Origin of the sequence: Runella rosea (genome assembly GCF_003325355.1) — a bacterium.
GTDB lineage: Bacteria > Bacteroidota > Bacteroidia > Cytophagales > Spirosomataceae > Runella > Runella rosea.
Map to the genome: position 1 here is coordinate 3,000,562 of NZ_CP030850.1, position 11,565 is coordinate 3,012,126.

Annotated in this window: 11 protein-coding genes; 6 read left to right on the top strand and 5 right to left on the bottom strand. The window is 43.3% G+C overall.

What is annotated here, in order from left to right:
- Positions 1 to 32 precede the first annotated feature (32 nt).
- From DR864_RS12580 to DR864_RS12595, 4 genes are all read left to right on the top strand, one after another.
- Positions 33 to 968 carry a glycosyltransferase family 2 protein gene (locus tag DR864_RS12580; RefSeq protein ID WP_114067314.1) on the top strand — a complete coding sequence of 312 codons (936 nt, stop codon included), beginning with the start codon at positions 33 to 35 and terminating at the stop codon, positions 966 to 968.
- The gene (locus tag DR864_RS12585; RefSeq protein ID WP_114067315.1) at positions 910 to 1,485 is read left to right on the top strand and encodes a WcaF family extracellular polysaccharide biosynthesis acetyltransferase; all 576 of its coding nucleotides are present in this window, start codon (positions 910 to 912) and stop codon (positions 1,483 to 1,485) included. The genes DR864_RS12580 and DR864_RS12585 overlap by 59 nt, the downstream gene beginning before the upstream one ends.
- Before the next feature lie 81 nt (positions 1,486 to 1,566).
- Entirely contained in the window at positions 1,567 to 2,331 is a 765-nt protein-coding gene (locus DR864_RS12590) for a glycosyltransferase family 2 protein (protein ID WP_114067316.1), read from the top strand.
- A 101-nt stretch (positions 2,332 to 2,432) separates the two neighbouring features.
- Positions 2,433 to 3,647, top strand: a complete 1,215-nt coding sequence (locus DR864_RS12595; protein ID WP_114067317.1) for an MraY family glycosyltransferase — start codon at positions 2,433 to 2,435, stop codon at positions 3,645 to 3,647.
- Between the two features lie 31 nt (positions 3,648 to 3,678).
- Here DR864_RS12595 and DR864_RS12600 read toward each other — a convergent pair whose 3' ends face one another.
- Positions 3,679 to 4,272, bottom strand: coding sequence for a DUF502 domain-containing protein (locus DR864_RS12600; RefSeq protein WP_114067318.1), 594 nt, complete (start codon positions 4,270 to 4,272; stop codon positions 3,679 to 3,681).
- Between the two features lie 316 nt (positions 4,273 to 4,588).
- Between DR864_RS12600 and DR864_RS12605 the strand changes: the two genes are divergently transcribed.
- Positions 4,589 to 5,884, top strand: a complete 1,296-nt coding sequence (locus tag DR864_RS12605) for a tetratricopeptide repeat protein (protein ID WP_162793769.1) — start codon at positions 4,589 to 4,591, stop codon at positions 5,882 to 5,884.
- A 364-nt stretch (positions 5,885 to 6,248) separates the two neighbouring features.
- Here DR864_RS12605 and DR864_RS12610 read toward each other — a convergent pair whose 3' ends face one another.
- Positions 6,249 to 7,259 (bottom strand): threonine aldolase family protein, encoded by a 1,011-nt coding sequence (locus DR864_RS12610; RefSeq protein ID WP_114067320.1) that lies wholly within the window; start codon positions 7,257 to 7,259, stop codon positions 6,249 to 6,251.
- 95 nt (positions 7,260 to 7,354) lie between these two features.
- The gene (locus DR864_RS12615) at positions 7,355 to 7,864 is read right to left on the bottom strand and encodes an RDD family protein (protein WP_114067321.1); all 510 of its coding nucleotides are present in this window, start codon (positions 7,862 to 7,864) and stop codon (positions 7,355 to 7,357) included.
- 554 nt (positions 7,865 to 8,418) lie between these two features.
- Between DR864_RS12615 and DR864_RS12620 the strand changes: the two genes are divergently transcribed.
- A complete protein-coding gene (locus tag DR864_RS12620) occupies positions 8,419 to 8,850 on the top strand; it encodes an Hsp20/alpha crystallin family protein (protein WP_114067322.1) in 432 nt (143 codons plus the stop codon).
- A 98-nt stretch (positions 8,851 to 8,948) separates the two neighbouring features.
- On the opposite strand, the gene proB is transcribed toward DR864_RS12620, so the two are convergent.
- Together proB and DR864_RS12630 are read right to left on the bottom strand one after the other, a co-directional pair.
- Positions 8,949 to 9,980, bottom strand: a complete 1,032-nt coding sequence (gene proB, locus DR864_RS12625) for a glutamate 5-kinase (protein ID WP_114067323.1) — start codon at positions 9,978 to 9,980, stop codon at positions 8,949 to 8,951.
- Positions 9,981 to 10,148: 168 nt separating this feature from the next.
- Positions 10,149 to 11,561, bottom strand: coding sequence for a SusD/RagB family nutrient-binding outer membrane lipoprotein (locus DR864_RS12630; protein ID WP_114067324.1), 1,413 nt, complete (start codon positions 11,559 to 11,561; stop codon positions 10,149 to 10,151).
- Between the last annotated feature and the right edge of the window lie 4 nt (positions 11,562 to 11,565).

Below are 11,565 nucleotides of genomic sequence, written 5' to 3' on the forward strand. Positions count from 1 at the left end.
ATACAATTTGCAGCTTGATTTATTCATAGCTTATGAATGATATTTCGGTTATTATTCTGACGCATAACGAAGAAAAACACATTGAAAGATGTATTCAAAGTTTGCTGCACTTTACGGATAAAATCTTCATCGTAGATTCTGGCTCAACGGATCGTACCGTAGCCATCGCCGAATCGTTAGGGGCAAATGTAATGTATAACCCTTGGGTTACGTATGCGGTTCAATTCAATTTTGGTATCAACCACACGCCTTTTAAGACCGATTGGCTGATGCGCATGGACGCCGACGAGTACGTTACCCCTGAGCTGGGCCAAGAGATAAAAGAATCGCTTGCCGCTTTGAACAACGACACAACAGGTATCTATGTGAAACGCCGGGTCATGTTTATGAACCAATGGATAAAACGCGGCGGTTACTATCCGATTTGGCTTTTGAGGCTTTGGCGAAAAGACAAAGGAATCTGTGAAGAACTTTGGATGGATGAGCACATTAAACTTTCAGAAGGCACCACTGTCCAATTCAAAAATGACATTGTTGATCATAATCTCAACAACTTGACGTGGTGGACGCAGAAGCACAATAATTATGCCATTCGTGAAGTAATTGATTTATTGGATATAAAATACAATTTTACGGAAGCCAATCGCGTTATACCTAAACTTTTAGGAACGCAAGATCAACGTAAGCGTTTCCTTAAGCTGAAATACGCTTCTTTACCCCTTTTCACACGTCCTTTTGCCTATTTTTTGTATCGTTATTTTGTAAAGTTAGGTTTCCTTGACGGCAAAAAAGGCCTGATTTGGCACTTCTTACAAGGGCTTTGGTATCGCTTTTTGGTAGATGCCAAAATATATGAAGTATATCATCGAGTTGGGAAAGACAAACAAGACATCATCGAATTTTTCCGAAATGAATACGGAAAAGACTTATCAGCGGTGCAAAACCGACCTGTCGAAATACGACAATAGTTGGTACAAGCAGCCTCCTTTCGTAAAAAATGTGCTTTGGTTTATCACAAACGCCATTTTTTTGAATTCGTATTTGCTCGTACCAGTTTCGTTAAAACGCCTCATTTTGAGAGCTTTTGGCGCAAAAATAGGCACCGGAGTCATGATTAAACCAAAAGTAAATATCAAATATCCGTGGTTACTTAGTGTAGGCAACTACGTCTGGATAGGAGAAGAGGTTTGGATTGATAATCTAACGGCAGTATCGCTGGGCGACAATGTATGTTTATCGCAGGGCGCCATGCTTCTCACGGGAAATCATGACTATACCCGCAGTACTTTTGATTTAAGCGTTGGTAAAATCGTCATTGAAGACGGGGTTTGGATTGGTGCCAAAGCGATGGTGTGTCCCAATGTAGTTTGCCATTCACACGCTGTATTGGCCGTAAATTCGGTTGCAGTCAAAGATTTGGAAGCCTACGGTGTCTATCAGGGCAACCCAGCACAATGGATTCGAGAACGAAAAATAACTGAATAATTACAGCATACACAACGAATATAGCTTCTCCATCCAAAGTGATGAATTAAAAGGAAGGAGAACGGTTAACATTTTGAAACTTTGAAAGTAAGCATTATAACGGTCGTCTTTAACGGAGAAAAAACCATACGAAGTTGTATTGATTCGGTGCTCAAACAATCTTATAGTGACATCGAATACATCATAATCGACGGAAAATCAACCGATACGACACCTGAAATTGTTAAAAGTTACGGCACGAAAATTGCTGTATTCTTATCCGAAAAAGATGCTGGAATTTATGATGCCATGAATAAAGGCATCGCTCTAGCAACCGGCGAGGTAATCGGTATCTTAAATGCCGACGACTTTTATCATGACTCTTTTGTCATTGAGCATATTGTTGACAGGCTGAAAGAAACAAACGCAGAGGCAATCTACGGCGATTTGATTTATGTAGATGCCCATGACACAGGCCGAGTAACGCGCTACTGGAAATCTGGCAACTACCAAAAGAGTAATTTTTTGTTCGGATGGATGCCGCCTCATCCAACGTTTTTCCTTCGAAGTTCGTCCTATAAGAAATTCGGGACGTATCGTTTGGACCTTGGAAGCGCGGCTGATTACGAGCTCATGCTGAGGATGATGTACAAACACGGAATAAGTGTGACCTACCAACCTCAAATCACAACCGTGATGCGAACAGGTGGCGTCAGTAACAAGTCGCTTGATAATCGTTTAAAAGCAAATACAAGCGACCGGATGGCATGGACCCTCAACGGAATTAAGCCTTATTGGTTTACGCTGTGGTTAAAACCCCTCCGAAAAGTTTTACAGTTTGTTTACAAGCCAAAATATACCGAATAATAAATTGCTCCCTATTTTCGTCGTTGATTTTTGTTCGGTAATCTTATTTTTATAATTTTTGCTTTCAAGTTATGAAGGCGAAGTAAGCTGAAATTGAATTTATGAATGCAGATATACTTATAGATGTACTCCGAACACAGTACCAAAATATACTTCAACACGAAGTGTACCAATGTCTTATATCTTTTTTGATTGCCTGTGCCGTATCCGTTACATCTATCCCTGTTATCATTAATATCAGCGGTTTATTGGAGCTTAAAAAGAAGCCCAATTTCCGGAGCGCTCACCAGCAAGAAACCCCCGAATTTGGCGGGATAGCCATCTACGCCTCCCTGCTGATTGCCCACTTTCTTTGGCCACATACCAATGAAAACACCGATTCTTACCTGACAAGTTTGGCCGTTGTAGGGCTCACGATTCTGTTCTTTCTGGGTCTAAAAGACGACATTTTGGTGCTCGACCCCAACAAAAAACTATTGCTTCAGGTATTAGCCGTTTCAACGCTTATTCTTTTGGGCGGACTGAAAGTAGATAATTTCTTTGGAATTTTCGGCATTCATCAGATTCCTGACTTAATCAGCATTCCTTTCACAATATTTATATTCATTGCCCTCATCAACGCCATTAATCTCATTGACGGGGTCGATGGCTTGGCTGGCGGGATTGCTTTTATTGCGGGCTTGAGTTTCGGGACGTGGTTTTTGCTTAACCACCATTTTTCAATGGCCTGTATGGCGTTTTCGATGTCGGGGGCTTTGCTGGGCTTTCTCCGGTTCAATTTTTCCAAAACCAGCAAGATTTTTATGGGTGATACTGGCTCACTTATTATCGGTTTTTTGTTGGCTTTTTTTGCCGTAAAATTCATCCGGCTCAACGTCACCTATATCCACGACAGCAGCGCATTTTTCAACGCTCCTATTTTGGCGGTTGTGCTTCTGATTGTTCCGATATTTGATACACTGCGGGTATTTCTGGTACGTATACTTAACCGACGTTCCCCGTTTAAGGCCGACCGCAATCACATGCACCACGTTTTATTGGACAATGGGCTGAACCATTTTCAAACTTCCATCACGCTTTGGAGCATGACCATTGTCAACGTGATTGGTTATTTTTTGACTTTTAAGTATATTACCAATACCCAAGCTTTCTTTGTACTAGTAGGTCTTTTCTTTTTATACCTGCTTATCGGGTATGTATTGAAAATGCGAGCGGTAAAAATGAAGAGGCAGGTATCGTGGGCCGATGTATGGAAACCACAGGATTTACGCAGTCAGCGTTACTCATGGGCAAAGCGATTCATTAAAGGATTATAAAAAAAAGAGAGGCCGTAAGCCTCTCTTTTTTTTATTTGATAGATACCCCGCCCGATATAATCATCTTCATCACATCAGCACTTGAGAGGCCTTCCAATACTTGAATATGCTCCGCCGAAACAATAAATAGTTCTCCAGAAAAAGCATACGAATGGGGGCAGTAAACTGCCATATAGCCTTCCAATTGTAAATTGGACAAGTCTGTTTGGGTAATAAAACCCAATTTTTTAAGATTTGACTGTTGATTAACTGTTACCAGAACAGGTTGATTAAATTTCCGTTTATCCCCTACAAAAGCTGTGATGAGGTCTTTAAAGGAGTAATAGATAAGACTCACCAACGGCATCTGCTTCAAAATACTTTGGCCAAAAGCAAAAAATGACTGCGGTACAAAACGCGAGAAAATAAATCCCAAAAAAACGATGCTTGAAAGGATAATCAACAGCCCCAAACCAGGTAAGTAAAGGGTTTGCTTGTCGCTTGTGTCAATATAAATGGGTAGAATGCTATCTAAATACCCAATCCCTTCTTTGATAATTACGAAGGTAAAATAAGTCGGCGCTACTAATATAAGCCCACGGCCAAAGTAGGCCAGAATACGTTTAACGATACGATTTTGTAGCATTTTACGGCATAATAATAGTTTTACATTTGCCCGATTCTTGTAACTGCATCAACAAATCGGCAAGGCATTTGTTCTTGTCAACTGTGAATGTTTTAGGTAAGTTCCTTTTCTCAAATGCCAGTAATCCTCTAATCGGGTCAAAAAATGGATAAAACTCTAAAAAAAAGAAAAAGATATTTCTTTATAATTACCCGATTTAATGAGATGTTTACGTTTGAATACTACCCCTTCTAATTTACTTGTCTTCCGGTAAACGCGACCAGTTGTATGGTGTCATTCTAATTTAATTACCCATATGCCGCGTACCAAAAATAAAATGCATTCTCCCTACTACATGGGAGCAATGGCTAAGTATTGCGATTTGGCCATTGGTGGTCATCCTTCTGCCCGGCCTACTGGGGAGGAACAGGCTGCTTGGTTTGCCAAGCACCTTCGTAAAAAAGGTGAGCAAGGGGCCGATTGGGAAGTGCCTGGTGTAGAAAGCCTGAAAAAGGTTTACTGTAAAATGCGCCGCTCCCCGTGGAGTTGTAGCTTCGACGAATCGACGCTCAATAAAGTATGCGGTATGATTGGAAAGGACGTTGAGTTTGCTGATTTCGAAACGTATGAGGACTTCAAAAAATGGATGGGTGAGCCGCCAAACGGGGACGAAAATTGGTTGGCAATCATTGCCCGCGAACGCATCCAACAGCTTTTTGAGGAGACTGAAAAACAAAAATTGTTGATACGAAATGCCGAAAACACGGCCCGTTCGCTCACGTTTGATATTGAAAAGATTGAGCAATACTTTGCGGTTGGGAACCTCTCGGCGCTGGAAGCGAATAAGTACGCTAAGTTTCAAAAAAAGCAACTGGAGCAACTGGAAAAACTTGCGGATTTTGCCATTCAGGAGATTGCTACCGAGTCGTTTATAAAAGCCTTTAACACGGTATTTGTGTACGACAATAATAAAATTATAACTATCACCCTTACCGCAAAACTTTGGAACTTTGCGTGGAAAATAGACCAACATCTAAAAGGATTGGTAAAGCCCAGCCCAGAAATGCTCCGCTATATGCTGGACCTCAAATGCAATTTGATGAAAACAGCGGGGGCAATGGACAAGAACGAAATAGCCCAACAGCTTAACCGCGAATTTTTGGAACTGATTGACGAAACCGCTCCCCGCAACACGTTTGATTTATCCCCTTTGATTTTGTATCATTTGGGCAATTGCTTCATCAATCCGCACTTTTACCACTTAAACCCAGCGTACCACCCCAACGTTGATGAGTTGATTTCCCAGAAATCGCACTCGCCGTTGTATTATTATCTGCTCGGTATTATTCAATATTACAGAGGTCGTCAATTTTATGCGGCGGCGGTTCAAAACCTCCATCATGCACTTGAGCATTGGAGCAAAACTGAGCTGAATAAAAGCGTAGAAGCAGGCCACGCATACTATTTGCTGAGCAAAATACAACAGGAAATGGGGTACTTTGGTGAATCAATCTCGCTTTCCGAAAAGGCAAACGTTATTTTATGCAACGTTGCCGAAATGGATACTTTTATTGAAAATCACTCCGTTTCCGCAAAAAAGAATGCGCACAATATAGAAAAAGAGCACCGTTGAGGTATCAACAGTGCTCTTCAGAAACCAAAAAGCATAACAATGGCAACGCCTCAACTTATGCTTTTTTTGCTTGCAGTTTTTTAACGGTGTATACCGCTGCACCTACTGCCAATGCCACCGACAAGAGTTTGACTACTTTTTTCACGGCTTTATGGATGATTTAGAAATGAGTAAAATAAATATTAAATGCTGATTTAGAACTTTATATCAGGGTACAAGTCAAAGTATTGTACCTATCAATAAGACACCTAAAAGAGGCAAAAGGTTTATTGGTTTTGCAATAAAATTACAGCAACAAAAGTGCCAATTTTTAAGTACGAGTTATAGCGTAGAAATACGTGTTTTACGACCGTTTGATAATTTTTCACAATCTTTTCCCTAATTCTTCCAACTGTTGGTCCGTAAAATCCATGTGTGTCACAAACCGCACCAAATGTTTGCCAAACGTAACGGCCCGAATCCCTTTTTGCGCCAATTGCGCCACGTAATCAACGGCAAGGATAGTTTCGGGCAAACGAAAGATGACAATGTTGGTATCAATCGGAAAAATCTCCTCTACTTCAGGAAGTTGTTGAAGCATCTGCCCAATAGCTTGGGCCCGGATATGGTCTTCGCGCAGACGCTCTACGTGGTGATCAAGGGCATAAATACCAGCCGCGGCCAAATAACCCGCCTGTCGCCAGCCGCCCCCCATTACTTTTCGGAATCGTCGCGCTTGTTTTACAAAATCCTTCGTACCCAACAACAACGACCCAACTGGGCACCCCAGCCCTTTGGAAAGACAAATACTGATACTATCAAACACACGGCCGTACTCCACGGGGGACTCGCCCGTTTCGACCAAAGCGTTGAATAGTCTAGCGCCGTCAAGATGTAAGCCCAGACCATGCTCGTTGCAAACCAGGCGAATGTCCTGAATATCCGACAAATTATAATAGCATCCGCCGCCTTTATTCATCGTATTTTCGAGCGAAACGAGCCTCGATACAGCCGCATGAACATCATCGGGATTATTGACGGCATCTCGTACCTGCTGCGCGTTGATACGACCACGGTCGCCTTCCAATAACTTAACCGAACTGAACGAATTCAGCGCTATGCCTCCTCCTTCGTACAGGTAAATGTGAGAGTTTTTGTCACAAATTATTTCACTACCCGGACGCGTATGCACTCGAATCGCCAGTTGATTAGTCATGGTTCCCGAAGCACAAAACAAGGCCGATTCCATTCCAAACAATCGGGCGGCTTTTTCTTCCAACGCATTAACTGTCGGGTCGTCGCCAAAAACATCGTCGCCAACAGAAGCGGAAAACATGGCTTCAAGCATGGGCTGAGTAGGTTTAGTCAAGGTATCAGAACGAAGGTCGATGGACATTATGGGGGGATTGGTTGGTTTAAAAATTTGAGCGATGCAAAAATAACAAAAGGCGGAAAAGTCCGCCTTTTGTTATTGGAATAAACTGAAAACATTCAGCTTTTCAACACCAATGTGTTTGCAATCATATCGTGCAAGGCCTGTTTTTTGGCAGTAAACGCCGCCATGATGTACCCAATCAGCATAATCATCCCCGAAACAATGCGCCCGACAAAACGGATTATTGCCGTGGTTGGGGTAATACGATTTCCGTTGAGATCCGTTACTTTGAGTCCCATCGCTATTTTACCCAGAGTAGCCTGCTTTTCTGACGACTCCATTAGCACAAAATAAACGCCACTGATGCCCCAGCTTACGAGCTGAATCATCAAGCCCGCTCCCATCATTGCCGAAAAAATGCCCATCGCTTCGCCAGGCTCCATTGTTTCGAGCGAATCCGTCTCAATCTTGGACGCTACCCCCAGACCCAAGGAGATCATAATCGGTACAATAATGAATGATTGAGCAACTCCAATGATGATTCCATCGATAATCAAGGCAACAAGCCGGCGACCAAAACTCGCATAGTTGGTAGGCTCTCCCACCTGAGTAATTACATTTTCCATGTTAAAAAGGTTAAAAGGTTTCGAACAAATAGGTTATACAAACCTATGATTTTCAGGCAAAAAACCAAACATTTTACCCCATTCTTTCCCTGATATATTCAAGTTTTTTTTTCTTCTTAATATCAAAAAAGCTGGCTACATCTACTTGGCAATTTTCGTCAGAACCTACTTCATGTGCTTTACTTTTGGAAAATACCTTTCGTCCTTTTTAAACACTTTCAAAAACCCTCCCAGCCACTTCCATTTTTAATTGCCTCGCCCTTCCGTTGCAGCACTTATTCAATCAAACCCCACGAAATTAGCCATTTTGTCACTATAAAATAATCTAAAATTGACATATTGAGACATTTTGTCACTTATATTAAATCTTCAAAAAGTTAAATAAAAAAAGCCAATCATTTGAATATCAAATATTTGAGCAAAAGTAGATTATGAAAGTCAATTATTTTTTAGATCGGTGGTACAAAAGTTGAAGATATAGAACCGTCGCATCGGCGAACCGTCGCATCGGCGAATTGAATCAGAAAACTTAAAACACTAAAAAAATAACAATCATGGCAACTTTAGTAAAAACAAACGGCAATTTTCCCAACTTATTCGGAAGTGTATTTGGCAAAGACCTCAATGACATTTTTGCCCCTGCAACCTTGAGCAACTACGGCGTACCAGCCGTTAATATCGTAGAACACGACGGTGGTTTTCGACTAGAAGTAGCCGCTCCTGGACTCAAAAAAGAAGATTTTAAAATCAACTTAGAAAACAACGTGTTGACGATTTCGGCCCAACAAGAGCAGAAAAACGAAGAAAGTACTGAGAAATACACCCGCAAAGAATTTAGCTACACAAGCTTCCGCCGGGCTTTTACCTTGCCTAACACCATCAACGGTGAGCAAATCAACGCCGCTTACACCGACGGAATATTGAAAATCGAACTTCCTAAGAAAGACGAAGCTAAAAAAACGCCCCGTATCATCGAAATCGGCTAATCCAGAAGAATAAATGACAAAAGCCCCGCTCCTCATGCAAGAAGCGGGGCTTTTATTTTTAGAGTGGTGATGGTTTTGAGAAACCATCACCACCGCACTTAAAGCAACACAATGTCATTCGCATTGGCTACTTCAAAGTTTTGGGTTTTGAGGTTTTGAGCAATCGAGCTTGAAGATTCTTTTGCTTTGGCCACCGCCACCGACGTACCTTCTTCATCCACAATCTCAACCGCTTCGCCCGCTTCGAAATCCCCTTCTACTTCCGTGATTCCGACCGCTAAAAGGCTTTTTCGGTTTTGGAGGGCCAACGCCGCCCCCGCGTCGATTAGGATACGCCCCGCCACCAAACTACCGCTTCCGAGCCAGCGATTGCGGGCCGAAAGCACGCTTTCCTGAGAAACAAACACGGTTCCAGTTTCTTCTCGCAATGCCCTTAAAATACCATCTGATTCGTTCATCCCGAAGATAATAGTCCGAATGCCCATGCGCATCGCGAGTTTGGCGAAGGTAAGTTTGGAGGTCATCCCACCCAAACCTACGCTAGATTTATCCGTTCTGACGTACTTAAAAACATCATTTACCTGCGAAACTCTAGGGATAACTTTACCAGTATTGTCCAACAATCCACCCACTGATGTACACAACATCAACGTGTCGGCGCCGAAACCTACCGCAATGAGCGTTGCTAGTTCGTCATTATCAGAAAACTTTAATTCGCGGCTGCTAACCACGTCGTTTTCGTTAACAATTGGGATAATGCCGTTGTCCCACAACTCCTGAAAGGTTTCTTTCATTTGTAAAAACTGGTCACGGTTGGCAAAATGCCCTCGCTCACACAGGCTCTGGGCCACAGGAATCTCATACGGGGCAAAAAACTGCGCGTATTTGTTGAGTAAGAGCAAGTTACCAATGGCCGCTGCCGCTTTTCGCTGGGCTATTTCGCCCGCGTAATTACGGATATACTGCTTTCCCGCCGCCACCGCCCCCGACGAAACAATGACCAGATGATACTCTGCGTACAACTGCGCCACCTGCCGGGCAATCTCCACCATCACCAATTGATTCAGCTCGCCGTTGGCTTTGGTAATGGCCGCACTTCCAAATTTTATAACTAAGATGGGTTTTGACATGAATCGTAATCTTTGCGGCAAAGTTACGAACCAGAAAGGGTTACCCAAATTTAGCATTCAGGAATCGCAAAACCATTTGCGAAAAACGACACAGTGAATCCTCACATTACACAAAAAGCGAGCGACTTTCGCCGCTCGCTTCTGTACTGAATTCATCAAGAAAAATCTCTATTTATCAAACCACTGCGGCGTATCCAACGTCAATCCAGAAGGCGTATTAGGATTGGAATTGACCTCTTCGCTGCGGTAAAGCAGGCGGCGTATCAACCCCGCTACAGGTGCCCCCGTTGGAGTAGTCATGGCAGGTACTTCCTGTCCAATGGTTCCCGAACGACGGTGCTGCACCCAGCCTTCAATCGGCCGCATAAACAAGTCTAAGTATTGCTGTTGCGCCAAAACTGTTTTGTAATTGGTGGCCGTCAGGGCAGGCAAAGCCGCTACGTAGGCATCCGTTTGGGCCGCAGTGACTCCCAGTGCCAACATTGATTCGCGCACCCCAGCCCGCATCTTGGTGGTAGCTGCCTCAAAGCCTCCGGGGGCAAATCCTCGGGCAATGGCTTCGGCTTCAAACAACAATTGTTCTGAATACGAAAACGATACTTCTGGCAAATCGGGTTTCAGCAAGTTCATATTAACCAAGGCAGATTTGGTGGTGTACACTTCAACTGGCCCAAGTGCAATAAACTCATTGGGAGCCGCATCCGTACCAGGCTGATAAAAATAAGGAATCCGTGGATCTTTGAGCGACACCAGCAAGTCATAAACGGGCTTCGAGCAATACCAATCCGATTGTACGCCACCCCGGAAAATAGCCGTAAACGAAAATCGTGGGTTCTGACGACCAGGCTGATTAAAGTACTTATACAACATGGCATCGGCGTTGGAAGAAATCATATTTCCCCCCGCAACCAACTGACCAATGGCCGCCCCTTTGGTAGGGTCAGAATCCACCATTGAAAACAAAATTCTCATTTTCAATGAGTTGGCAAATTTACGCCATTTAGCCATGTCACCACCATAATACAAGTCATTGGGAGCAATAATACCTTTTGCGTTCAAGTCAATCAGCCCGATGGCTTCGTCGAGTAGGGCAATAGTGCCGTTCAACACATCCTGTTGTTTGTCAAATTTAGGAAAGTCTACTTTGCCATTTGCAGCTTCCGTAAACGGAATATCCCCCCACAATAAAGAGGTTTGCGCGTACGCAAACGCCATCAAAATTTTACACTGAGCCACCGCATTTTTATTGACAGGTTGGGTGTTTTGGGCAATCTCAATCGCCACATTCAGGTTTTTCAGAACATCGGTGTACGTCCGTCCCCAAGCGCTGCGGATACGGGTCTGGTCATACTGCGACTGAGAAAGGCCCCAACGGCCACCAGAAGCCCACATCTGGTTCATCAGGGCGATGGGCCAAGTGAGTTCGGCCACGCGCAAAAGCGAAAATTGGGTAGAAGCTCCCGAAAACAATAACGCAGGGTCAACCGATGTAGAACGGTTGGGGTCAACGTTGATGTTGCTGTCTTTGAAACAAGCCGTTGTGGAAATGGCCAGCAATGCGGCTAAAATCAGCTTTTTCATGTTG